23 protein-coding genes are annotated in these 21,829 nt (G+C 67.7%); 13 read left to right on the forward strand and 10 right to left on the reverse strand.

Annotation, left to right across the window (positions count from 1 at the left end):
• Positions 1-173 precede the first annotated feature (173 nt).
• Both ACRB8A_RS02265 and ACRB8A_RS02270 read right to left on the reverse strand, forming a co-directional pair.
• On the reverse strand, positions 174-2,387 hold the full coding sequence (locus ACRB8A_RS02265) for a DUF222 domain-containing protein (RefSeq protein WP_432245491.1): 2,214 nt from the start codon (positions 2,385-2,387) through the stop codon (positions 174-176).
• Between the two features lie 310 nt (positions 2,388-2,697).
• Entirely contained in the window at positions 2,698-4,068 is a 1,371-nt protein-coding gene (locus ACRB8A_RS02270) for a DUF445 domain-containing protein (protein WP_285241972.1), read from the reverse strand.
• 49 nt (positions 4,069-4,117) lie between these two features.
• On the opposite strand from ACRB8A_RS02270, the gene ACRB8A_RS02275 reads away from it, so the two are divergent.
• The 6 genes from ACRB8A_RS02275 to ACRB8A_RS02300 all read left to right on the forward strand — a co-directional run bounded on the left by ACRB8A_RS02275 (position 4,118) and on the right by ACRB8A_RS02300 (position 8,966).
• Positions 4,118-5,017 carry a glycerophosphodiester phosphodiesterase gene (locus ACRB8A_RS02275; protein WP_285241971.1) on the forward strand — a complete coding sequence of 300 codons (900 nt, stop codon included), beginning with the start codon at positions 4,118-4,120 and terminating at the stop codon, positions 5,015-5,017.
• A 7-nt stretch (positions 5,018-5,024) separates the two neighbouring features.
• Positions 5,025-6,425 carry a CoA transferase gene (locus ACRB8A_RS02280; protein ID WP_285241970.1) on the forward strand — a complete coding sequence of 467 codons (1,401 nt, stop codon included), beginning with the start codon at positions 5,025-5,027 and terminating at the stop codon, positions 6,423-6,425.
• Positions 6,426-6,520: 95 nt separating this feature from the next.
• Complete coding sequence (locus ACRB8A_RS02285; protein ID WP_050687771.1) at positions 6,521-7,030, forward strand: DoxX family protein; 510 nt, start codon at positions 6,521-6,523, stop codon at positions 7,028-7,030.
• Entirely contained in the window at positions 7,027-7,782 is a 756-nt protein-coding gene (locus tag ACRB8A_RS02290; RefSeq protein WP_285241975.1) for an AzlC family ABC transporter permease, read from the forward strand. The genes ACRB8A_RS02285 and ACRB8A_RS02290 overlap by 4 nt, the downstream gene beginning before the upstream one ends.
• The gene (locus tag ACRB8A_RS02295; protein ID WP_050687767.1) at positions 7,779-8,090 is read left to right on the forward strand and encodes an AzlD domain-containing protein; all 312 of its coding nucleotides are present in this window, start codon (positions 7,779-7,781) and stop codon (positions 8,088-8,090) included. Before ACRB8A_RS02290 ends, ACRB8A_RS02295 begins: the two co-directional genes overlap by 4 nt.
• 507 nt (positions 8,091-8,597) lie before the next feature.
• Entirely contained in the window at positions 8,598-8,966 is a 369-nt protein-coding gene (locus ACRB8A_RS02300) for a hypothetical protein (protein ID WP_197273615.1), read from the forward strand.
• A gap of 95 nt (positions 8,967-9,061) precedes the next feature.
• Here ACRB8A_RS02300 and ACRB8A_RS02305 read toward each other — a convergent pair whose 3' ends face one another.
• On the reverse strand, positions 9,062-9,283 hold the full coding sequence (locus ACRB8A_RS02305) for a hypothetical protein (RefSeq protein WP_050687763.1): 222 nt from the start codon (positions 9,281-9,283) through the stop codon (positions 9,062-9,064).
• A 159-nt stretch (positions 9,284-9,442) separates the two neighbouring features.
• Entirely contained in the window at positions 9,443-10,069 is a 627-nt protein-coding gene (locus tag ACRB8A_RS02310; RefSeq protein ID WP_050687761.1) for a TetR/AcrR family transcriptional regulator, read from the reverse strand.
• A gap of 111 nt (positions 10,070-10,180) precedes the next feature.
• Here ACRB8A_RS02310 and ACRB8A_RS02315 point away from each other — a divergent pair, with 111 nt between their 5' ends.
• The 5 genes from ACRB8A_RS02315 to ACRB8A_RS02335 all read left to right on the forward strand — a co-directional run bounded on the left by ACRB8A_RS02315 (position 10,181) and on the right by ACRB8A_RS02335 (position 14,857).
• Positions 10,181-10,504: a thiamine-binding protein gene (locus tag ACRB8A_RS02315; RefSeq protein WP_056598882.1), complete on the forward strand. Its 324-nt coding sequence runs from the start codon at positions 10,181-10,183 to the stop codon at positions 10,502-10,504.
• Positions 10,505-10,566: 62 nt separating this feature from the next.
• A complete protein-coding gene (locus tag ACRB8A_RS02320; RefSeq protein ID WP_056598885.1) occupies positions 10,567-11,244 on the forward strand; it encodes an O-methyltransferase in 678 nt (225 codons plus the stop codon).
• 156 nt (positions 11,245-11,400) lie between these two features.
• Positions 11,401-12,525: a hypothetical protein gene (locus ACRB8A_RS02325; RefSeq protein WP_432245492.1), complete on the forward strand. Its 1,125-nt coding sequence runs from the start codon at positions 11,401-11,403 to the stop codon at positions 12,523-12,525.
• Positions 12,519-13,952 (forward strand): bifunctional PIG-L family deacetylase/class I SAM-dependent methyltransferase, encoded by a 1,434-nt coding sequence (locus ACRB8A_RS02330; RefSeq protein ID WP_285241969.1) that lies wholly within the window; start codon positions 12,519-12,521, stop codon positions 13,950-13,952. Before ACRB8A_RS02325 ends, ACRB8A_RS02330 begins: the two co-directional genes overlap by 7 nt.
• 152 nt (positions 13,953-14,104) lie before the next feature.
• Positions 14,105-14,857, forward strand: a complete 753-nt coding sequence (locus ACRB8A_RS02335; protein WP_432245493.1) for a glycosyltransferase — start codon at positions 14,105-14,107, stop codon at positions 14,855-14,857.
• Between the two features lie 113 nt (positions 14,858-14,970).
• Here the strand turns inward: ACRB8A_RS02335 and ACRB8A_RS02340 are convergent, their stop codons facing one another.
• From ACRB8A_RS02340 to ACRB8A_RS02360, 5 genes are all read right to left on the reverse strand, one after another.
• Positions 14,971-15,228: a hypothetical protein gene (locus ACRB8A_RS02340; RefSeq protein ID WP_050687753.1), complete on the reverse strand. Its 258-nt coding sequence runs from the start codon at positions 15,226-15,228 to the stop codon at positions 14,971-14,973.
• Positions 15,229-15,627: 399 nt separating this feature from the next.
• Positions 15,628-16,845 carry a YihY/virulence factor BrkB family protein gene (locus tag ACRB8A_RS02345; RefSeq protein ID WP_285241968.1) on the reverse strand — a complete coding sequence of 406 codons (1,218 nt, stop codon included), beginning with the start codon at positions 16,843-16,845 and terminating at the stop codon, positions 15,628-15,630.
• A 104-nt stretch (positions 16,846-16,949) separates the two neighbouring features.
• Positions 16,950-17,591, reverse strand: a complete 642-nt coding sequence (locus ACRB8A_RS02350; protein ID WP_432245494.1) for a DUF3618 domain-containing protein — start codon at positions 17,589-17,591, stop codon at positions 16,950-16,952.
• A complete protein-coding gene (locus tag ACRB8A_RS02355; protein ID WP_432245495.1) occupies positions 17,588-18,019 on the reverse strand; it encodes a phage holin family protein in 432 nt (143 codons plus the stop codon). The genes ACRB8A_RS02350 and ACRB8A_RS02355 overlap by 4 nt, the downstream gene beginning before the upstream one ends.
• Complete coding sequence (locus ACRB8A_RS02360) at positions 18,019-18,903, reverse strand: hypothetical protein (protein WP_432245496.1); 885 nt, start codon at positions 18,901-18,903, stop codon at positions 18,019-18,021. Before ACRB8A_RS02360 ends, ACRB8A_RS02355 begins: the two co-directional genes overlap by 1 nt.
• Positions 18,904-19,052: 149 nt before the next feature.
• Here ACRB8A_RS02360 and ACRB8A_RS02365 point away from each other — a divergent pair, with 149 nt between their 5' ends.
• Positions 19,053-19,664, forward strand: coding sequence for a hypothetical protein (locus ACRB8A_RS02365; protein ID WP_432245497.1), 612 nt, complete (start codon positions 19,053-19,055; stop codon positions 19,662-19,664).
• Between the two features lie 11 nt (positions 19,665-19,675).
• On the opposite strand, the gene ACRB8A_RS02370 is transcribed toward ACRB8A_RS02365, so the two are convergent.
• Positions 19,676-20,710: an NAD-dependent epimerase/dehydratase family protein gene (locus ACRB8A_RS02370; RefSeq protein WP_056599912.1), complete on the reverse strand. Its 1,035-nt coding sequence runs from the start codon at positions 20,708-20,710 to the stop codon at positions 19,676-19,678.
• 145 nt (positions 20,711-20,855) lie between these two features.
• Between ACRB8A_RS02370 and ACRB8A_RS02375 the strand changes: the two genes are divergently transcribed.
• Positions 20,856-21,725 carry a sigma-70 family RNA polymerase sigma factor gene (locus ACRB8A_RS02375; RefSeq protein WP_432245498.1) on the forward strand — a complete coding sequence of 290 codons (870 nt, stop codon included), beginning with the start codon at positions 20,856-20,858 and terminating at the stop codon, positions 21,723-21,725.
• Positions 21,726-21,829 lie beyond the last annotated feature (104 nt).

Consider the following 21,829-nt stretch of genomic DNA (forward strand, 5'->3'; position numbering starts at 1 on the left):
ATGCCATCAGCTGTGCTGCTGAAGTTTTGGCCGGCGTCGCCCCGCTGTGCCCGGGCGGCCTGCGAGCTGAACCGGACGGCAGTAGATCTTGACCGGCGCCGTGTCAGGCATCGGCGCGGGGATTCACCCGGCGGGTCCAGAACTCCATTCCCGACGTCCCCGGTCCGCATTTCCTAGGTAGTCAAGCCGTGAAGGTACTTCTCCAGGAATGAATCCGCGAGGGAGAAACTTCGGCGGTGCTGGTTTTTACGGAGCTTGTGCCGTTTGAGTCTTCTCCGTGCACTGGCGCCTGACTGGTCTCGGCATGGTCGTGTACTGGCGCCCGGCGCTGGACCGGGTTCGAGGCGATCGCGCTGTCCGTGTTGTGGTTGCCGGTGCTCGTGGTTGTGTTCCGGGCGCCGGGGTTGGACCTCGTGTTCGGGCTCTTGTTGCTGGAGTTCTTGGTGTTGGGTTTCCTGGTCCTGGTCCTGGTCCTGGTCCTGGTCCTGGTCCTTGTTTTGGTCCTGGTGTTCTGGTTCCTGGTGTTGGGGCGTGTTGGGTGTGGGGTGTTGTTGGGTCCACTCGGACGGCCAGGTGGGTGGTTCGTGGTCGGGTTGTTCGGCGGGGTAGTAGCGGCCGGTGGGTGAGAGCCAGCCGGGTGGGTGGTTTTGGGTGGCGGTGGTGGGGGTCCAGGTGGTGTTGTGTTTGAGGTGGTGGTGTTTTGGGCAGAGTTGGTTGAGGTTGTTGATGCCTGTGGTGCCGCCGTGGTGCCAGGGGTGGATGTGGTCGGCGTCGTTGTCGAGCGTGTTGTTGTTGCAGGCGGGGAAGGTGCATTTGGCGTCGCGGAGTCGGAGCCAGTGGCGCATGGCGGGGGTGAGGCGGTAGTTTTTGCGGCCGATTTCCAGGGGTGCGCCGTCGCGGGGGTCGATCAGGACGCGGTGGAAGGATTCGGCGCCGTTGGCGATGAGGTCCCTGGCCATGGAGGGTGGGATGGGGCCGTAGCCGTCAAGGATCGCGGGTTCCTCGGTGGCTCCGAGGAGGGCCATGACCGGGACGGTGATCAGGACCTGCGCCCTGGGTACCGGAACATCACCCCAGGCCCTTGCCGAGGTAAACGGCGCCCCAGGGCTGGTGGCATCGTCAGGCGTGGATCCGGCCTCCGTTCCAGAGGCGGTTTCCCCGGTGACTGCGGTGCTGGTGGTGGGGTGCTGTTGTGTGGGGGTGAGTCCGGCGGTGAGGAGGGCTTCGACGAGGTTATCGGCCCGGCGTTGGGGCAGGGTGCGGGTCTCGTGGGGGCCTTGCTGGCCGCGGGAGATCGCGGTGAGCCGGTTATGGATCGCTTCGGCGCTTGGCGCGGGGAGGCAGGCGCTGAGCCAGGCCATTCCGTCCCGGGCCGGGGTGAACTCGACCCTGCGGTCCACGGCCGACCGGACGTGGCGTTCCTCAATGGATTCGGGGTGGTGGCGTTCGCGCCAGGAACGCACCTTGGCCCGTAACCGTCCCGGGACCAGGACTGCCGCCACACACCGCCCGGCCAGGACACTGCCGACGGCCGGATCGGGGGCAGGCGTCAGGAGCGGGTCTGCCGGGTCAGCACCTGCAGGATCAGCCACATCGATCGGGTCCGGGAGTGCAGGATCAGGGAGGGTGGGATCCGGGAGTGTGGGGGTGAGGAAGTGGGTTTCGAGGGCGGTGGTCCCGGCGTGGGGCAGGCCGGTGCATTCGTCGGTGAGGACCCGGGCGTGCTGATAGGTGATTTCCCCGGCGGCCAGTGCCGCGAGCGTCAGCGGCTGGGTGGCGGCAAGCTGGTAGCTGGTGCTGACCAGGTCCGCCGCGGCCCCGGCCCCGAGACCAAGGATCCCGCCGACCTCAGCGATCAGGGAGATTTCCCGGGCCCGTTGATGCTGGTTCGAAATCCCCGGCGGAGTCAGTGCCTCTTCAATCCCCACATACTCAGCAACAGTCAACGCCTTGACCGCCGCGAGTTCAGCCTCAACGCGCCGCACCACCCCGAGGCGCTGTAACCGGTTTTCCTTGGCCCGCTCCAGCAGGTCCTCCCCGGACCAATCATCCTCCAACGCAACATCCGCGACCCCGGCCAAAGCCTTCAAGTCCGTCAACGCGCTCAACGCCGCATCGATCACCACGCCCACCGCGTCAGAAGCACCCACCCCACCAGAACCGGAAACAGCAGGCGGAACCGGGTTCCTGCTGTCAGTCTCTGGAGCTTCGTTGCCGTCCATAAAACCAGCGTAGGGAGGGGGTACGACAATTTGGCCGGGGGCAGGAACGGCCAGCGAATCAAGCCTGTCACCGGCCTCAACAGCGGCCCCGGACGGCGCGGCAGCCCCGGGAGCAGGCGGAACCGGGTTCCTGCCGTCCGTCCCTGGAGCCTCTTCGCCGTCCATAAAACCAGCGTAGGGAGGGGGTACGACAATTTGGCCGGGGGCAGGAACGGCCGATGGATCGCCCCCAAAGCCGCCTCTAAAGCCGGCCCCGGAAACAGCCCCGCACGCAGGTGAAACAGCGTCCCTGCCGTCCGTCCCTGGAGCCTCTTCGCCGTCCATAACCCCAGCATATGCAGGGGGTACGACAATCTGGCTCAGCAGCAAGACAAGCCGCAGGCCCGGGAACAGCCCGCCGGCACCCAACCCCGAGCGCGCCGTCGTAATTCAGTAGGCCCAGGAGACCCGGACTGCCCACCAAGCCACCGCGGAGTCAGCCGAAGATAAGGTGCGCCACCGTGAAGATCGCGAGCCCCGCGAGGGAACCCACCACGGTGCCGTTGATCCGGATGAACTGCAGGTCCTTGCCCACCTGGAGTTCGATCTTCTGCGAGGTTTCCTCGGCATCCCAGCGGGCAACGGTGTCGGTGATAACGCCCGCAATGTCGGAGCGGTAGGTGCGGACCAGGTATGCGGCGGCGTCGCCAATCCAGGTGTTGACCTTCCCGGCAAGCTCGGGATCGCCCACCAGCCGGGAGCCGAAGTCCCGGACCCCGGCCTTGAATTTGACGGTCAGCTCACTGTCCGGATCATCCACGGCACCAAGCAGGGCGTTCTTGACGGTCCCCCAGGTCCTGGAGGCGAGCTCGCGCACTTCCGGGTCGCCAAGCACCTGTGCCTTGATGTCCTCGGCGCGGGCGATCATGGCGGGATCGTGCTGCAGGTCCTGGGCAAGGTCGTTGAGGTACTTGTCGATGGACTGCCGGACCTGGTGGTCCTGGTCGGACTGGACGGTCCGGACAAACTTCAGGATCTCCACGTAGACCTTGTCGCCCACCAGTCCGTCCACAAACTGCGGAACCCAGGTGGGGGAGCGCCCGGAAACGATCCTGGATACTGTCTCATGGTTGTCGTCCACCCAGTCGGCGGCCCGGTCCACCAGCAGGTCCACCAGTTTGTGGTGGTGCCCGTCCTGGAAAACCCGTTCAGCCAGCCTGCCCACCGGAGGCCCCCACGGCGGTGCGAGGAGGTGCTTGCGGACCAATCCCTCGATGACTGTCTGGACGTCGTCGTCGTTCAACACCGTGAAGGCGCCCCGGATCATTGCGGCGCCTTCCTTTGCAACGCGGTCGGCACCGCCAGGCGACGCCAGCCATTCCCCGGCCCGACGCGCAATGTTGACGCTGGCCAGTTTGTCCTGCACCACCTGCTCGGACAGGAAGTTGGTCTCCACAAATTCGCCCAGCGAGGCACCAATCTGGTCCTTGCGCCGGGGGATGATCGCCGTGTGCGGGATCTTGATGCCCATCGGGTATTTGAACAGGGCAGTCACGGCGAACCAGTCCGCCAGCGCGCCCACCATGCCGCCCTCCGCGGCTGCGCGCACGTACTGCAGCCACGGGTATTCCTTCTGCAGCGCAAAGGCGAACACAAATACCACGGCCATGGCGATCAGCAGCCCCAGGGCCACCATTTTCATCTTGCGCAGGGCAGCCGCCTTTTCGGCGTCACCGGCGCTGAGCCCGGCAGCGTTTTGGCTTGAGGTTCCGCGTCCGACGTCGGAACCCAGGATAGTGCCTTCCGGCGCCGGGCGAGGGGGCCGGGTGGGGGAGTCCTGGGTAGTTGGCTCAGAGTTCACCTGCATGTGCCAAGCCTAGCCCTGCAGGCAGGCGGCATTCGGCTACCGTGTCACCATGACAGTTGACGAGTCCGGGCCGCACCGGTCCCTGGTCTTTGCCCACCGCGGCGCCAGTGCCGCCTTCGCCGAACACACCCGCGCGGCCTACCTGCAGGCCATGGCCGACGGCGCCGACGGCGTGGAGTGCGACCTCCACCTGACGCGGGACCAGCACCTGGTCCTCCTGCACGACGCCAACCTGGACCGCACCTCGGATGGAACCGGGCCGGTGGCCGAGCGGACGCTCCGGGAGCTGCGCCAGCTGGACTTCTCCTCCTGGAAGGGCGCCCGCATCCCCGAGGCCTACGGCGCGCGGTCCGAACAGTTCCTGACCCTGCCCGAGCTGCTGGAGCTTCTCCGGGGCGCCGGGCGTCCGGTGAAACTGGCGATCGAACTCAAGCACCCCAGCCCCTACCAGTTGAAGCTCGAGGACAGGGTGCTGGAGGTGCTGCGGAGCGAGGGCTGGGACCCGGCCAGCTCCACCGTGGACAACGTGGCCGTGACCTTCATGAGCTTCAGCCCCGACTCCGTCCGCCACCTCCTCCAGTCCGTGCCGGCGGAATACGTCTGCCAACTGGTGGACGATCTGACCATCCACGAAATCCGGGACGGGCTGGGGCTGGGCCTGATCACCGGTGGCGCCGTGGCCAACCTGATGAAGGCCACGCAGCTCGAAGGGGAGCAGATCGTCGAGGACGGCGCGGTGGGGCTGGCTGGGCCCGGCATCGACTACGTCCGCGAAAACAGGGCCACCATCCAGCGCTGGCTTCAGGCCGGCCGGCGGCTGCGCGTATGGACGGTGGATTCAGAGGACGACGTGGCCCTGTGCCAGGAGTTGGGGATCCAGGAGATCACCACCAACATGCCGGCCCGGGTCCTGAACCAGTTGAGCGAGGCTTCCTCGCCGGGAAGGTAGGTCAGTCATGATGTTCCAACCGGGCTCCGGGCGCTGGTGGGATGGACCTTTGGATGTTGAGGGTCTGGCGCTGGGTGCCGTCAACGCCGCTGCCGCGTCCGCGAACCATTACGCCGGCGCGCCCGGCAGGTTCAGCACCACACCGGAACTGACCGCGGCAGCCTTTGACTCCTCCGGTTTACTGCGGATTGCCGGCCGGAAGGCCCAGGGGTTCGTCCCGCTCTCCGGGTTCCGGCGGACCCTTGACGGCTGGATCCGGATCCACGCCAATTACCCGCACCACGAGCGCCGGCTCCTGCAAGCACTTGGCGCTTCCACCGGCCGGGACGTGGACCAGGCCCTCCTCGGTATCCCGTCCCTCGCAGCCGAGGCAGTGATCCAGGCGCACGGCGGAATAGCGGCGGCCGTCAGGACCCGGGCGGAGTGGCTCGGCTCCGCCATGGGCCGCGCTGCCGGAGCAGGTCACTGGCTCGAGTTGACCGCCGACGACGGCACAACCAGCGGTGCGCCCCTCACCAGTAAGCGTGCGCACCAACCTGTGGCCGGCCCGGCGGGAAGCGGCCCTGAAGCCAACCACCCGGCAAAACCCCTCGCAGGGGTTCGGGTGCTCGACCTGACCAGGGTGATTGCAGGGCCCGTGGGCACCCGGCTCCTGGCGGCCCTGGGTGCTGATGTCCTGCGGCTAGATCCGCCCGGGATGCCCGAAATCCTGGACCAGTACGTTGACACCTGTTTCGGCAAACGCAGCGCCGAAGCCGACCTCGCCAACGGAACCAGCCGGGAACGCCTCGAAAGGCTTCTGGACGAAGCCGACGTTGTGGTCACCGGCTACCGGCGCGGAGCACTGGACAGGTTCGGCCTGAAACCCCGGGCTTTGCTGGCATCCCGGCCCTGGCTGGCCGTGGTGGCCCTGAACAGCTGGGGGAACGACGGCCCGTGGCGCGGGTTGCGGGGATTCGACAGTATTGTCCAGGCCGCCTGCGGCATCGCCCACGTTTACGGCGGGCCCGACCGGGACGGCAACTGGCGCCCGGGCGCGCTGCCAGTCCAGGCCTTGGACCACGCCACCGGGTACGGGGTTGCGGCCGCAGCGATCACGCTCCTGGCAACCCGCCGGGAAACCGGATTGGGCGGCACTGCCAGGCTGTCGCTGGCCCGGACCGCCGAAGAACTGTTCGCGCTGACAGCGGACGCGGTGTCGGCCAACGCCGCTGGCGGGCACGCGGACGCCAGGCCTGCCGCTGGCCAGCCCGCCCGTGCCGGACTGCCTGAGCCCGACTACCGGACCATGCCCAGTTCCTTCGGCGAGCTCCGTTACGTTGGCCCACCACTGCAGGTGGCCGGCCGGCCGCTGGACTACGCGGGCCCGCCGCCGCCTTACGGCACCGCGTTGATGGCCTGGGCCTGACGCAGCGCCGCCACGATGGAGGCAGTTCCACTCTGGAGGCAGGTCGCCGGGAGTTGGGTTTCATCAGCCACGCGCGCCTGTGATTGAGTGGTGCCATGCCATTTCCGCGGGCCGGCCGGGCCCCCCAGAGCCTGTCTGCTGCCGCCATGAGCGCTTTGCTCCTGGCCAGCGCCGTCAACCACTTCCGGAATCCCCGGTTCTACCGCCAAGTTGTGCCCGGGTACCTGTGCCGCGAGGACCCGTCGCCCGCCGCTGCATCCGGCCACCAGGCAGAAGCGAACGACGGCGGTCCAGGCCACAGCGTGCCCCCGTCCAGTCCACTTGCCCTGCTTTCCCGTGAGGAATGGATCGCGGCGAGCGGCCTGCTGGAACTGGGCGCCGCCGTCGGAATCCTGGTGCCGGCGACCCGGAAGCTGACGGCTACCGGGCTGACCGCCATGTACGTGGCCTTCCTTGCCGGGCACGTTGATGCCCTCCAACGGGCGTACGGTCCGGACGGAACGGCTGCGCAGCGGAAGGCGCACACGGTGCGGCTTCCCTTTCAGGTGCCGCTGATTATGTGGGCGTGGAGCCTCCGGCGGTCCGGCCGGGCAGCGAGGCAGTGAAACTGCTGGATTCGCCGGCAGTGCGGGTGGGCCTGTCCATCAGCATTGCCACGGGCCTTTACGGCGTCTCCTTCGGGGCGCTGTCCGTCACCTCCGGGCTCAGCTTCTGGCAAACCATGGCCCTGAGCCTGCTGCTCTTCAGCGGCGGCTCGCAGTTTGCGTTCATCGGCGTTGTGGCCGGCGGCGGCTCAGGGATAGCCGCCATGAGCGCGGCCACCCTGCTGGGCATGCGCAACGGTATTTACGGCATGCAACTCAACGCCCTCCTGCGTCCCACGGGCTGGCGCAGGTACGTCAGCGCCCAGCTGACCATTGACGAGTCCACCGCGACCAGCACCGGCCAGTCCGATCCCGCGGAGCAAAGGCGCGGGTTCTGGGCTGCCGGAATCGGCATCTATGTGCTATGGAACCTCTTTACGGCTGTTGGTGCGCTGGCCGGCAGCGGGCTGGGTGATCCCAAGCAATGGGGGCTGGACGGCGCCGCCGTAGCGGCCTTCCTGGCACTCCTGTGGCCGCGGCTCAAGGGGCGCGAACCGGTAGCGATTGCCGTGGCCTGCGCCGTGGCCACCGTCATTGCCGTGCCGTTTGTACCCGCAGGTGTTCCCATCCTGGTGGCAGCCGTGGTGGCTGCGGTCATCGGCTGGTTCAGCCACGGCCGCAGCGACGAAGGCCTTGAACCGGACGTTGACCCCTACGCGGAACACGACCACCACGGCGCCAAGCGCGCGGCAGCCGCGGAAGGCGACTCATGAGCCTCTGGATCTGGCTGCTGTTGGCCTGTGCGCTCGCGTACGCCTGGAAACTGATGGGCTACTTTGTGCCCGCACGGTTGCTGGAAAATCCGCGGATGTCCCGGATCGCGGGAACCATGACCATCGGACTGCTGGCCTCCCTGACAGTGGTCAATGCTGCCGCGACCGGCCAATCCCTGGCCGCCGATGCCCGGCTGGGGGCGCTCGCGGCCGCTGCCATCGCCTTGGCCCTGCGCGCTCCCTTCCTGGTGGTGGTGCTGGCCGGCGCCGGAGCCGCGGCGCTACTCCGGCTGGCCGGCTGGAACTGAGCGGTTCCGCCTACGCCTTTATCCGGGTGCGGACAGAAGGTCCGGTGAGGCACGCGCCGGGGCGTGATGTGGGTCACGCTGGATCGGGCGTGCCGGTTGTACGATGGGAGCGGCTAAGCAGTTGGCCGCAAAATCCCGCACGATTGGCGACTATGAAAAATCAACTGCACCGGGCAGGGGGCAGGGCTGCACAGCCCCCCGACTGGAATTTCCGACGGCGGGCAGGCCTCCCGGCCAAGCGCTTCTTTACCCGGTTTGCCGGCCTGTCCCACGTTCCCGCCGAGGAGTTGGAGGACCTTTCCGGAATTCTGCGGAAGGCCCTCGACGGGGATCCGGAGTCGCCCGTTCCCGCGCTGCAGGCGCTGGTCAGCAGGGAAATACGGCGGCGCGGAATGAACCACCAAAGGTGATGTCCGGCCAAGTGCCGGCAGCGCCGCACCGGTCCAGCGGGTATGGGACCGAACAGTGGCCGCCATGCTCCATGGCGGAAAATGAAGGAGGAAGCAGATGAGCGAACAGGCACAGCCCGTGGAACCCGCAATGGTCCACGAGGCAGACAGGACAACAAGCGACGACGGGCAAAGCACCGCTCCCGCTGCGTCCGCGGACCAGTCCGGCAAATCAAGGGCCGTTTACCGGGATCCCAAAGGCTCGGAATCCACCAGGGAACTCCGCGACACCGCCCGCCGCCGCCGGGACTCCGAGGAAAAGCTGCAGCAGCACCTGATCGAAGCGAAGGACCATGTCCCGAACGACCATCACGAGCACGAGCACCATGATGAGGGGCACCACCCCGATCACGGTCAGGACCAGGACCATAACCAGGACGGGGACAACCCCGGCACCTCCAGGGCGGGGGAGACCGGCAACCCCTGACCTGGCGGGCCAGCTCCTGACCTGGCGGGTCGACTCCTGATACGGCAGCTCAACTCCTGACCGGCTTGCGCCTTACCAGCCCGCTGCCCGGCGGCTCAGGCCACGCCGGTCGCGTCGCTCGGCGAGGCGGCCCTGCGGCTGATCTCATCCACTACCGAGTCGTACCAGGCCTGCGCGCCGAACTCCGGATCCATGGTGTCCAGATGGCTGAACAGGGCGTCTGCCAGGGCGGCAAGGTCCTCCGCTGCCAGCGTGGGAAGGACGTCTTCGGGGTCGTTCCGGCCGTTGAGGTAACGGCCCAGATCGAGGCTTTTCATCGCCGCGCCTCCCGGCGCGCCATCAGCAGTGGTTGCGGCATGGGAACTCCATCGTCGGCAAAACGGAGGCTGACTGCGTAACCTTTCCCGGATTCTATTGCACCTTTTTGCCGCGTTCAATGGTGCTTCTCCGAAGCAGCTACGCCAGGTATCCGGGTCCTAGGCGGAGCGCTGCGGCTGGCCCGGAACGGGGATGTGGGCCGGCAGCGGGCGGTCGGGCCGGACCGAGCGGATGGCGTCCTCCATCAGGGCCAGCGGGCGCCGCCAGGCGTCCGACCCGGGCTCCATGGTGTCAACCACACCAATAAGCATCGCAAGCAGCCGGAACATGTCCGTCATGGAAATATCACGGCGCAGGCTGCCCTGGCCCTGGCCGCGGACCAGCAGCACCCCCATGGAATCCATCAGGGAACCGGTGATTCCGGGCAGGAGTTCACGCCTGCCCGCGACGGCGCCCAGCAGGTTGGCGTCGGCGCTGGCGGCAGCCATCAAGGCTTCGAGGACGCGCAGCAAACCGGCAGCAGCATCGATGTCGGCCAGGGCGCCGTCCATCACCGGATCCACGCTGACCCGCAGCTGCCGGTTCAGGGCCGCGAGGACCAGCTCCTCCTTGTCGGCGAAGTTCCGGAAGAGGGTGGCCGGGCCCACGCCGGCGGTAACAGCGATGGTCTGCAGCGGGACATCCGGGCCGAATTCGCGGAAGCACTGGCGCGCAGCAGTGATGATCTTGTCCACATTCCGCGCTGCGTCGGCGCGGAGCGGCTTGCGGGCGACTGCGAGGCTCATGCGAAAAGGTTAGCAACGGAGCCTGCGCCGATCACGGTTACTGGAGGGTAGGGGCTTATGTGACGGCGGCAACAGGCTGCAGGCGCCCGTTCAGCGTGTAAGACTGGCTCCATGTTGCTTGCTTTCTCAGTCGCCCCGTCAGGCGCCCCCATCGAAGGTTCCCGCTCCGATGACGCATCGGTCCACGACGCTGTGGCCGCCGCCGTCAGGATTGTGAGGGAGTCCGGCCTGCCCAACCGGACGGACTCGATGTTCACCACCATCGAAGGTGACTGGGACGAGGTTTTCGACGTCGTCAAACGCGCCACCGAGGCCGTGGGCCGCTACGGCAGCCGGGTGTCCCTGGTCATCAAGGCGGACATCAGGCCAGGCTACGAGGGCGAAATGACGGCCAAGCTGGACCGGCTGGAAGGCGCCCTCTCCGAGGGTTCCTGACCTCCACGGAACCCGCTCCAGATCCTATGGACCCGCGCGGCGCCCCGTGCCAGACTGTGCCCATGTTCGAGCACAAGCCCCGGCCCGAGTGGACTGCCGCCGAGGTGTTCCTGACCGATTCCGTGGTGCACCCGGACCCCGCCCTGCATCGCGCCCTCCGGACGGCGGCCGATGCCGGCATGCCGGCCATCGAGGTGGCGCCCAATGCCGGAAAGCTCCTGCAGCTCCTGGTACAGATGGCCGGCGCCCGGAACGTCCTGGAAATCGGCACCTTGGCGGGCTTCAGCACCATTTGGATGGCCCGTGGGCTGCCGGCGGACGGTTCGCTGGTCAGTTGCGAGTTCCTGCCCGCGCATGCGCAGGTCGCGCGGGAAAATGTCGACAGCGCCGGGCTGGGGCCAAAAGTGGAGATCAGGGTTGGCCCGGCCCTGGAGACCCTTGCGGAGCTGGCAGCGGAAGGCCGGGAGCCCTTCGACTTCATCTTTATTGACGCGGACAAGCAGAACAACAGCAACTACCTGGACTGGGCGCTCCGGTTGGGCCGGCCCGGGACCACAGTGGTGCTGGACAATGCGGTCTGGGAGGGTGCCATCACCGACGCCGGAATGGACCCCGTCAACGCCCCCGGGATCATCGACGCCCTCACCATGCTGGGTGGTCATCCCCGGTTTGACGCCACCGTCATCCAGACTGTGGGCTCCAAAGGCTGGGACGGCTTCGCCCTGGCGCGGATCATCTGAAACCCCTTAGTAAGTATGCTTAGATAACTGCGGGAGCCACTCCCGCCGCATACGCATTGGAGGACAAGTTGAAAGCCTCACCGGTACGTGCCAACCATCAGGCTGCCGTCCGCCTGTTCCTCACCCCGCCGGTCACCGAACCGGCACGGAAGTAGCATGGCAGCCCTGCGTCCGGCCGGCGTGGACCGGCCCGCGGCGCGCCCACCTGAAGGCGGAGCTGACGGGAACCTGATCAAGCCCGTCCTCCTCACGTCGTCACCGGGGCAACTGGCCCTCTGGCTCCCGGCTGTGGAATCCATGGCCCGGGCCGCCGGCAACGTCCCTGCCCTCCTTGACCTGGCCAGGAAAAACGGCAGCACCTTGCCCCGCCCCGGCGAAGGGCACACAGCCATCCTCTGGGAACTCCTGGCCACTGTCAGCGCTGCCGACGTAGCGGCCGGCCGGGTCCTGGAACCGCACCTTGATGCCCTGGCCATCCTGTCCCAAGCGGGACATCCGGCGGTCGCTGACGGCGGTGCCTGGGGCGTCTTCGCCGCTGAAGGTCCGGGCCTGCGCCTTGAGGCGCGTGCCGATGGCGACGCCTTCCGCCTTGACGGTGCCAAACCGTGGTGCTCCCTGGCCGGGGTGCTGGACCAGGCAGTCATCACCGCCCACACGGACGACGGCGGCCGGGCAGCATTCGCCGTTGACCTCCGCCACCACGGGGTCACCGCAGAGGAACCGGCCTGGATCGCGCGGGGACTCCGCGAGATTCCCAGCGGCACCGTCCACTTCAGCCAGGTCCCCGCAACCCCGGTGGGGGGCGCCGGCTGGTACCTCAGCAGGCCAGGTTTCGCCTGGGGCGGCATGGGCGTTGCCGCCTGCTGGCTGGGCGGTGCCATCGGGGTGGCCCGCGACTTCCGGCAGGGACTGCAGGCCGCCAGGGACGCCGGAAAGGAACCGGACCAGGTGGCCCTCGCAAACCTCGGCGAGGTGGACCGCACCGTCACCGCCTGCCTCCACAGCCTGGCCCGCGCCGCCGACCGGATCGACCAAAACACGCCATCCGACGGTGACCCCAGTCCCTGGAGCGAAGCGCAACGGTTGCGCGGAACTGTTGCGGCCGCCGTCGAACGCGTCCTCCAGTTGGTGGGATCCGCAAGGGGCCCGGCGCCGCTGGCATTCGACGAACCCTATGCCAAACGGATGGCCGACCTGGCCCTCTACGTCCGCCAGCACCACGGGCAACGGGACGACGCACAGCTCGGTGCGCTGGCCCTCAAGGGGGACAGCCAGTGGTGACCTTTTCGCACACGGATACCGGAACTGCCGAATCCACCTGGGCCGATGCGGGCCTGGCTGCGCTCCCCGGGCTGCCCCTCGATCCGGCCAGGCTCGCCGGGACACGGTTTGTGGTCCTCGCAGCCCACCCCGATGACGAAACCTTGGGCGCCGGCGGCCTGATGGCGACCCTGCCCGCCTTGGGCGCGGAAGTGGAGGTCTTGCTCTGCACCGCCGGGGAAGGGTCCCATCCCGGATCGCCCACCCACAGCCCGGAACAGCTTTCGGCCCTGCGCATTGCCGAGTTCGGTGCCGCCCTCACGGAGCTGGGCCTGGCGGGCCGCTGGAGTTTCCTTGGCCTGCCGGACCGGGGGCTGGGCGCGTACAGCGGGACCATCGCCGCTGCCATCCGGGACGCTGCGCACGGCGGCGGCACGCGGCCGGAAGACGTGGTGCTGGTGGCGCCTTTCCGCAGTGACGGCCACGCGGACCACGACGCGCTGGGGGAGGCGGCCGCGGCCGTGGCCGCAGCGGAGGGCTTTGGCCTCCTGGAGTACCCCATCTGGTACTGGCACTGGGCAACGCCGGCCCAACCAACGTGGCGGGCCTGGCACCAGCTTCAGCTGGCTCCGGCGGCGGCGGAAGCCAAGACCAGGGCCATGGCGGCGCATGCCACGCAGGTCCGGCCGCTGTCCCCGGCCGAGGGGGACGAAACACTGCTCGACGCGGATTTCCTGGCGCATTTCGACCGCCCGTTTGAGGTTTTTGCGTGGACGCCGCCCACACCCGTCGGCGGTAGGCCGCACCGGAGTGCCGATGCGGAACAGATTTTCGACGCCGTCCACGCCGGCTCCGCGGACCCCTGGAACTATGCAGGAAGCTGGTATGAGCGGCGCAAGCGGGCCCTGACCCTGGCAGCGCTGCCGCAGGAGCGGTACCGGTCCGCGCTGGAGGTGGGCTGTTCGATCGGTACGCTCACGGCGGACCTTGCCCCGCGGTGCGACAACCTCCTTGCCGTGGACGCCAGCGGCACCGCGGCTGACCGGGCCTCCGAACGGCTGGCGGCTTTTCCCTGGGTCAGCGTCCGGCGGCAGGTGTTGCCGGAGTCCTGGCCGGCGGGCAGCTTCGACCTGGTGGTGGTGTCCGAGGTTGGCTACTACCTGGCGCCGGACGAACTGGCTGCCCTGCTGGACCGCATCAGGGAGTCCATCAGCCCGGGCGGCGCCCTGGTCCTCTGCCACTGGCGGCATCCGATTGACGGCTGGGAGCTCGACGGCGAGACCGTCCACACCCGTGCGAGGGAACGGCTTGGCTGGCAGCAGTCGGGGCTCTACCGCGAGCAGGATTTTGTCCTTGAGGTCCTGACCGCGCCCGGTGCTGTTACTGGCCCGGTTGCAGACGGGGATGCAGACGCAGGATCCGGCGCGGGACAGCGGGGGGCCGGCTGATGCCGGGCATCAGCGGCGGTCCACGACCGGGATCCGTGGCAGAAAGCAGGACAGTCGGCGGCTCCCTGGGTCCGATTCCGGCAGCGGACTTGGTGTCTCATCCGCCGGAGTCTGCCCTGCCAGCGGGCGCATCAAGCATCAGCCATCTGGCGGTGGTCATTCCCGTCCACAACGAGGAACGGCACCTCGCCAGGGCTCTGGAAGGCGTCAGCGCCGCCGTCGACCATCTGGCCGAAAAGCAGCCCGGCGTCCGCACCCGGCTGGTGCTGGTCCTGGACAGTTGCAGTGACGGCTCGGCATCGGTGGCCCGCCGTTACGCAGAACGGTCAGCGGCCGCGGCGGACGTGACAGTCCTGGCTTCGGGCTTCAAAAGCGTGGGCCGCAGCCGCAGGGCCGGGATCCATGCGCTGTGGAACTCCGGCAGCATGGCAGCGCAGGCCGCGACCACCTCCGCGCCTTTCAGGGACGCGCCCGCCGGGCGGACCTGGCTGGCCAATACCGACGCCGATTCACTGGTCCCCCGTAACTGGCTGCTGCGCCAGGTGGAGCTCGCCGCCGCAGGAGCGGACGCGGTCCTGGGATCCGTGGAGCCGGATCCTGACGGCATGGACCCGGCACTGCTCCAGCGCTGGCGGGCCCGCCACCCGTTCCGCGAAAACCACCCCCACGTCTACGGCGCCAACCTGGGCGTCCGGGCCTCCGCCTATCTGGCCGCGGGTGGTTTCCCGGCCGCTGATTCGGGCGAGGACAGGGCCCTTGCCTCAGGCCTCCGGCGGTCCGGCGCGAACGTTGTGGCTACGGACAGCATCCGGGTGCGGACATCCGGCCGGACAGCTGGCCGGGCGCCCAGGGGCTTCGGGGCGTACCTGCTCGCCCTGGCCCTCGAACCGCCGCCGGGTCGGTGAACACAGGGCCGGCAGGAAACCAGATCCACCAGTGACCAAGTGCAGCACAAGCCGGCCGAAGGCAGAGGGACCCGGGCCTGCCAGGCCCGGGTCCCTCTATGGCAAGGCGGCGCTTAGACGAGGTCCGGCGCGCTTGCCAGAATATAGTCGGCGGCCGACGGGCCGGTCATGGACAGATTGTTGCTGTCCGGGTCGATGTTATGCTCCTGCAGGGCTTGCCACAGGGACTCGGGCGGCTGGAGCTGCTCCTTGTTGATAAGGCACCAGCTGGTGTAGAGGCCGTAAAGCTCATCGCGGCCAAGGCCCAGACCGGGCTCCTTGTCCGGGACAACGGCTTCGGCGAGGAAAGAGTCAAAGTGGGTGGCAGGCATGTCAGCTCATTCGGGAGGCTCGTCAATAGTCCCGCCGGGTCTGCTTCAGCGGCTCCCGCGTACCGTGATGGCGCGAGGAGTAATCACGAAAGTATTGCAGCCGGGCGCGCTTGTCCAGTCGGCTGCGGGCTGCCGTCCTCGGCAGCAGGGGTGGCGGGCAGGAATTGAGGGGGCCGACGGCGACTGGGGGGACTGGCCTCGGTCTCAGAGGAGGCCATCTCACCGCCGGCCCCGCCTGGCCCCGGACTGTTGCCGTCCCGGGAAACCGATAGGACCTGTGACAATTTTCCCCCATCCGGCGGGTCCTGCATAGCCCTGCGCGGCGGTACTGCCCCGTTCTCAGGCGGGCCGCCGCGCCGGGAAGCCGCGGGGGCCCGCCCTCCGGGTGCCGGGCCGGGCTTATCGGCCGGCGTCGGGCCGCTTCCCGTCCGGGTCCTCCTGCCCTGCCGCCCTGCGGACCTTGTCCCGGACGCGCTCGCGGTGCGGCACCCGGGTGCCGTCCGCACCCTGGGTTCCGTCGTCGTCGCCCGAATCTTCCTGCTCAGCATCAGCGTTTTCCGCGCTGAACTTTTCCCGCAGTTCACGGCCGTGCCGGATGTCCTCATCCTCCTGGGCCTGGAGCTTCTCGCTCTTTTTGGTGTCGCGCGGCGGCAACTGGATGGTCTCCTCCGCCTTGATGCCTGCCTGGAGCTGGCGGCCGCGCTCCATTTCAGCGTCGAACTCGGCGCCGAACAGCAGCGACATGTTCAGGATCCAGAGCCACAGCAGCATCACAATCACGCCGCCCAGGGCGCCATAGGTTTTGTTGTAGTTGCCAAAGTTGGCCACATAAAACGCAAAACCCAAGGAGGCGAGGATAAAGATCAGCAGGGCGATGCCGGAACCCAGGCTCATCCATTTGAACTTGGGCTGCTTGACGTTGGGCGTGGCGTAGTAGAGCACGGCGATGATGGCCACCATCAGACCCAGCATCACCGGCCATTTGGCGATGTTCCAGACGGTCAGGAAGACCCCGCTGAGCCCGATCAGGCCACCCACCGACTCTGCCACCGGTCCGCTGAGCACCAGCATTCCGGCCAGCACGGCCACGATCACCACCGCCAGGAGCGTGACGGCCAGCATGGTGCCGCGCAGTTTCACAAACGGGCGGCCTTCATCCACCTCGTACACGCGGTTCATGGCCCGCCCAAAGGCGCCCACGTACCCTGACGCGGACCACAGGGCCGTGGCCAGGCCGATCACCAGGGTGAAGCCGGCTGCCGGGGCACTGGCCAGTTCGGCAACCGGTCCGCTGACCGTCTTGACCGTATCGCCGGGTGCAACTCCCTGCACCACCTGCAGAAGGGCGTCGGTGGTCTTCTGCGGATCGCCGAACAGGCCAATCAGCGAGACGAGCGCAAGCATGGCCGGGAACAGGGACAGCACGGCGTAGTAGGTCAGGGACGCTGCAAGGTCCGGGCACTGGTCCTTGCTGAACTCACGCAGCGTCTTACGGGCGATGTACTTCCACGACGGTTTGTCCACGTCCTTGGGACTGTCCGGCTTCCGGCTGTCATCCGGAGCAGGCGCCTGGGCCGCTTTCGCGGTGCTGGTTTCGGGGGAATCGGAAGTAGCCATGGGGCGTCCTCTTCTTTTGGGGGATAAAGCCGACAGGCCGGCTCCGCGGGGTGGCGGGGCCGGCCTGACATTAGGGCTGGTACCTGTGGTGCCGCTGGTGTGCGTCAGGCGTTCTGGACGTTGTCTTTGGCTTCGGTGCTGCGGTCCTTGACGTCGGCGACGGCGCCTTGGCCTTCGGCTTTGACGTGTTCGGCGGCGTCGGTGGCCGTGGATTTGAGGCTTTCCATGGCGTCCTGGGCGGGCTGCCTGAGGTCCTCGGCCATGTCCTTGGCGGCGTCGGTGAGTTGGCTGGTGAGGGGTTCGGCGGCTGTTTTGAGTTGGTCCGCGGCTTCGCGTTCCTTCTCGCTGGCCGGGATCAGGGACGAGACCAGGAGTCCGGCGCCGAAAGCGATCAGGCCCGCGGCGAGCGGGTTGCCCCGGGTTTTGGACTTGACCTGGTGCGGGGCGTCGGAGATGGCGGCGCCGGCGTCGCTGAGGGTGTGGGCGACGTTGTCGCCGGCCTGGTGCAGGGCATCGCTGGTGTGTCCTGCGCCGGTGCCGGCCTTGTTGTGGACCTGGGTGGTGGCTGTGTCTGCTGCGCCCATGACTTTCTCCTTCATTCCGAAGACGGCGTCTTTGACCTTGTCGGTTTGGCGGTGGACGATGTTGGCCGGGGTGACCTTATCGGCCACGGCGTCCACGTTGGTGCCCAGCCGGGCCCGGGTGGCTTCTATGTCGGCGCGGATAGCGTCGGGGTTTTCGCTCATCGGTTTACCTCACCTGGCTTTAGGGTTGGGGGAATTTCGGAGAGTGTTTCGGTGGTTTGCGGCAGGCCCTTGATCTGTTTGAGTTCCTTGCGGCCCATGCTGGCCAGGACGGCGGCGATGATGCCCCAGAGGACTGCCACGATCACGGCGGCCCAGCCCAGCGGCATCAGCGCGCCGAGGGCGAACATCAGGCCCAGGGAGAGGAAGATCAGGACGAAATGCCCTGCAACCCCTGCCCCGGCCAGCATTCCGGAGCCCTTTCCGGCCCGGGTGGCTGACTGCTTCAGTTCGGCTTTGGCGAGTTCCACTTCCTGGCGCATCAGGGTGGACAGGTCCTTGGTGACATCACCAAGAAGCTCACCCAACGAGGTAGTATCCGCTTTCCGATGGGCCGCGCTGGCCGGTGCTTCGGGAACTTCGCTGCTCATCAGAACCTGCCAGACTGGCCGTCCGACGGGTCCCGGGTGACGGGATCGCCGGTAAGGGGATCGGTGGCGAAGGACTCGTCATCCAACCTGTTCCCGGTCCACGGCTCCTCCACCAATTGCGGGCTGTCCAGCGAGGACGCGGACCCTGCGGACGGGTAGTTGCTGCCCGGTGCGCCGCCGTCGAAACCGGCGGTGGCGACGGCCGGGCCTGGAAGGTGGACCGGCGGTGGGGGAGTAGTGCCATCGGCAACCGGCGGGTACGGAGTCGAGCCAAGTGCCTGCCCACCGTTGGCGGACGTTTCCGGAGCCCCGGCGGTGAGTCCACGGGTGAGGCGGCCGGCAAGGATGCCGGCGCCGGCTGCCAGCAGCAGGAAGGTGCCGGGCTTGTTCCGGGCGAAGGTCTGCACCTCGCTAAGGAGCGAACCCGGATCCCGGTTCTCGAGCCAGCCGGCGATGGAGGAAGTGCGTTCCGCCGCTTCACGGATGAGGTCAGTGGCAATGCCCTGCTCTCCGGGAGCCTCGGCCATGCTGTGCAGTTGGGTGGAGATGTTCCGGATTCCCTCGGCAGCCTTCTGCTGCTGGGTCCCGGCCTGGCTGGTGAGCCCGGATTTTGCCTGGTTCATCAGGTCCTTCGCACTGGACTTGGCCTCGGACGCCACATGGGCGACTTCCTCCTTGGCCGTCTGCGCGACATTCTGCGCCGAGTCCGCCGCGGTCCGGGCCACATCAGTTGCCTCGTCCTTCGCGGCGTCCTTGCGTGAGGTGCCCGTCACATCGCCCAAGGGGGTGGCGCCCGGAACGTACTCCGTGGTAGCCCCGAATCCGCCGGTGCCGGCGGTGGGTGCTGCGGGGGCTGGCGTATCAGACCATTGGTTCTCTGTCATCGTTGCTCTCTCTTTCCAACAGGCCGGTTTGGTTGGCCCAAACCGGCGAGAAGTGGCCGTAGATAAGTAACCTGCTGTTCTGGCCGTAAAATAATAAGCACGATTACTACCAATTGGTAAGTACCCTTGCTAACTGGTTCTAAACGGTCTTGGCAAAGTCAGTCGGAACGGCGGAGGGCCTGACCGGTCATATCGAGGTGGAAGTGGTGGAAAGCGTGGAATCAGCCCCGTGGGTTTGGATTGTGGTTGCTATTGTTGTGGTGGTCCTGGTGGTGTTGCTCCTGTTGTCCGGGAGGCGGCGCAAGGCGGCCCAGGAGAAGCGGGACCAGCATCACCGGCAGGAAGCAGCGGAAATCCGCAAAGAGGCGGAGAACCGGGAGCTTGATGCCCGCGAACGCGAAGCCAAGGCTGCCCGCGCCCGTGCGGACGCCGAGCAGGCCCAGGTGAATGCGGCCAGGCTGCGCCAGGAAGCCGAAAAGCACTCCACGGAGGCGCAGTCGGTGCGCGAGGATATTGGCCAGAAAACGCGCCGGGCCGATGAATTGGACCCCGATACTGATACCCGGGATGGCGGCCAGCGTCCTGATGTGGCGCGGGACGCCGACGCCGGTGCCCGGGATGGCGGCCAGCGTCCTGATGTGGCGCGGGACGCCGACGCCGGTGCCCGGGATGGCGGCCAGCGTCCTGATGTGGCGCGGGACGCCGACGCCGAAGGGACAGGGCGGCGCCGCGCGGGAAATCCCGAGGAACCGAAGATCTAGCCGGCCCCCCGCTACCGGGGTGTGAGGACGGGCGAGGGCGCAACGCCGTCGCCCGTTCCCATGCCCCGCAGCACTTCCGCGACTGCGTCGGCGGAAGAGACGCGTGGCTCCCAGCCAAGGACCCGCCGGGCTTTCCCGGTGTCCATGATGGGCGCGCCGGCAGCCATCTCCACCCAGCCCGAATCCGTGGGTTGGATCCTGAGCCGCCAGGTCAGTCCGGCGAGGCCGCGCAGAAGTCCCATCGGGATGGGGAGGATGCGCTTTGCCCCCAGGATGCGGGCCAGCACCTGGGGTGTGACCACAGGCTCTGCAGCGATGTTGAACGCACCGCTGGCACGCTGGTCCACTACCCGCCAGTACGCCTCCGCCACGTCATCGGCGTGCACCGCCTGGAAAATCAAGCCTTCCGGAACGGTCAGCAGCGGAATTCGGAGCCGTTTGGGCAGCAGCCGCGGAAAGACCGGGCCCAGGAAATAGCGGCCGATTTCGCTGCCGGCATCACCCTGGAAAATCAGGCCGGGCCGGAGGCGGGCCACGGCAATCCCGGGCTCGGTGGCCGCAAAGCGGTCCAGTGCTTCTTCCTGCTCGGCCTTGTGGCGGCTGTAATGCGAGCCGGCCATTCCGCCTGCCGGCCAGGACTCGTCTGTGCGCTGGTCCTTTGGCGCTTTGCTGTATGCCCCCACCGAGGAGGCGCAGACAATCTGCTTGACCCCGGCCGCCTTGGCGGCGGCCAGGACGTTCCGGGTGCCGGTGACGTTGGTCCGGTAGAGCTGTTCCAGGTCGCGGTTGGGTTGAATCTGCCAGGCCAGGTGCACCACGGCGTCCACGCCGGCCAGAGCCTGCTCCAGTTTGGAACGGTCCGCAGCCAGCCCAACGTCCAGGCAGTGCCAGTCGACCCCGGCGTAGGGCTGCCGGCCGGTGTCCGGCAGCCGCCGGCTGATCGCTGTCAACCGCAGGCTGCCGGGCTTCCTGGCCAGCTGTCCCTGCAGGTTCCGCAGCAATGCCGTGCCGGCGTTTCCGCTGGCTCCGGTGATGGCGATGTGCATGGCGAAGACTCCTTGGCGGTTTGACGGTTCGGGCCCTACCATCCGAGCCTAGCCCCGGAAAGCTTGTTTAATAAGCAGCCTTATGATTTCCTGCTTACAAGTCTTGCCCCAGGCTTTCGGAAACCAGACCGAGGGAATCATCCCAATGCCCGAATCCGTTGCTGCCGCCGCACTGGAGCCCATTACTAACCGCCAGTGCCCCGCAGAATACCCGTCACCATCCCGTCCAAAGCCCGCCGGCCGGCTGCAGGAAACCTTCGACAATGAGCTGGTCCTCAGCTACCTGGACCTCGCCGAGGCCCTGGCCAGACGGTTCGAGGCCAGGGGCCGCGAACGTGCAGACCTCAACCAGGTGGCCTACCTTGGCCTGGTCAAGGCAGCCAGGGGCTTTGACCCGGCCAAAGGCGGGAGCTTCCCCGCCTACGCCGCACCCACTATCACCGGGGAACTGAAAAGGTACCTGCGGGACAGGACCTGGGTGGTGCGGCCACCCCGGAGCATCCAGGATCTACGGACGCGGATGTTCCGGGTCGAACCCGAACTGACCCAAGACCTTGGGCGCACCCCCAGTGTGGCGGAACTGGCTGCTGAACTGGAGGTGGATCCGGCTGAGGTGCGGGAAGCGATCTCGGCGGGCAGCAGCCTGCATCCTGATTCGCTGGACGCGGTCAATCCGGGCACAGACACGCCCTGCATCGGGGACGTGTTGCCGTGTCAGGATTCACCGCTCGAAAGGCTTGAGGAGCTGGCCTGCCTGCGCGGTGCCATCCAGGGCCTGGCGGACGCGGACCGGGACCTCCTGTACCGCCGCTACTTCTGCGAGGAAACGCAGGCGGAACTGGGGAAGAGGCTGGGGATGTCCCAGATGCAGGTGTCGCGGCGGCTGGCACGGGTCCTGGTGGAGCTTCAGGGCCGGCTCGAAGAGGCGGCATCCGGGCGCGGGACCTTGCCGGCAGCGGACCGGGCCGGCCGGGAATGCTTTCCCGGGCCGGGAGATCCCGGCCCGGTGGGGTAACTGCAGCGACGGCAGGAAGCCCGCCGCCGGCGGGGTGCTGCCCCCTGCCTGCCGGCCTTTCCGCAGCACGCGGAGGGCCGGCAGGAAAAGTGACGGAGCCTGTT

This window comes from Arthrobacter sp. G.S.26, from assembly GCF_050847375.1.
GTDB lineage: Bacteria > Actinomycetota > Actinomycetes > Actinomycetales > Micrococcaceae > Arthrobacter.

Coding starts and splice junctions, on each gene's coding strand:
- ACRB8A_RS02265 (WP_432245491.1), bottom strand. CDS start 2,387: ATGGACGGCGAAGAGGCTCCAGGGACGGACGGCAGGAACCCGGTTCCG.
- ACRB8A_RS02270 (WP_285241972.1), bottom strand. CDS start 4,068: ATGCAGGTGAACTCTGAGCCAACTACCCAGGACTCCCCCACCCGGCCC.
- ACRB8A_RS02275 (WP_285241971.1), top strand. CDS start 4,118: ATGACAGTTGACGAGTCCGGGCCGCACCGGTCCCTGGTCTTTGCCCAC.
- ACRB8A_RS02280 (WP_285241970.1), top strand. CDS start 5,025: ATGATGTTCCAACCGGGCTCCGGGCGCTGGTGGGATGGACCTTTGGAT.
- ACRB8A_RS02285 (WP_050687771.1), top strand. CDS start 6,521: ATGCCATTTCCGCGGGCCGGCCGGGCCCCCCAGAGCCTGTCTGCTGCC.
- ACRB8A_RS02295 (WP_050687767.1), top strand. CDS start 7,779: ATGAGCCTCTGGATCTGGCTGCTGTTGGCCTGTGCGCTCGCGTACGCC.
- ACRB8A_RS02300 (WP_197273615.1), top strand. CDS start 8,598: ATGAGCGAACAGGCACAGCCCGTGGAACCCGCAATGGTCCACGAGGCA.
- ACRB8A_RS02305 (WP_050687763.1), bottom strand. CDS start 9,283: ATGAAAAGCCTCGATCTGGGCCGTTACCTCAACGGCCGGAACGACCCC.
- ACRB8A_RS02310 (WP_050687761.1), bottom strand. CDS start 10,069: ATGAGCCTCGCAGTCGCCCGCAAGCCGCTCCGCGCCGACGCAGCGCGG.
- ACRB8A_RS02315 (WP_056598882.1), top strand. CDS start 10,181: ATGTTGCTTGCTTTCTCAGTCGCCCCGTCAGGCGCCCCCATCGAAGGT.
- ACRB8A_RS02320 (WP_056598885.1), top strand. CDS start 10,567: ATGTTCGAGCACAAGCCCCGGCCCGAGTGGACTGCCGCCGAGGTGTTC.
- ACRB8A_RS02325 (WP_432245492.1), top strand. CDS start 11,401: ATGGCAGCCCTGCGTCCGGCCGGCGTGGACCGGCCCGCGGCGCGCCCA.
- ACRB8A_RS02340 (WP_050687753.1), bottom strand. CDS start 15,228: ATGCCTGCCACCCACTTTGACTCTTTCCTCGCCGAAGCCGTTGTCCCG.
- ACRB8A_RS02345 (WP_285241968.1), bottom strand. CDS start 16,845: ATGGCTACTTCCGATTCCCCCGAAACCAGCACCGCGAAAGCGGCCCAG.
- ACRB8A_RS02350 (WP_432245494.1), bottom strand. CDS start 17,591: ATGAGCGAAAACCCCGACGCTATCCGCGCCGACATAGAAGCCACCCGG.
- ACRB8A_RS02355 (WP_432245495.1), bottom strand. CDS start 18,019: ATGAGCAGCGAAGTTCCCGAAGCACCGGCCAGCGCGGCCCATCGGAAA.
- ACRB8A_RS02360 (WP_432245496.1), bottom strand. CDS start 18,903: ATGACAGAGAACCAATGGTCTGATACGCCAGCCCCCGCAGCACCCACC.
- ACRB8A_RS02370 (WP_056599912.1), bottom strand. CDS start 20,710: ATGCACATCGCCATCACCGGAGCCAGCGGAAACGCCGGCACGGCATTG.
- ACRB8A_RS02375 (WP_432245498.1), top strand. CDS start 20,856: ATGCCCGAATCCGTTGCTGCCGCCGCACTGGAGCCCATTACTAACCGC.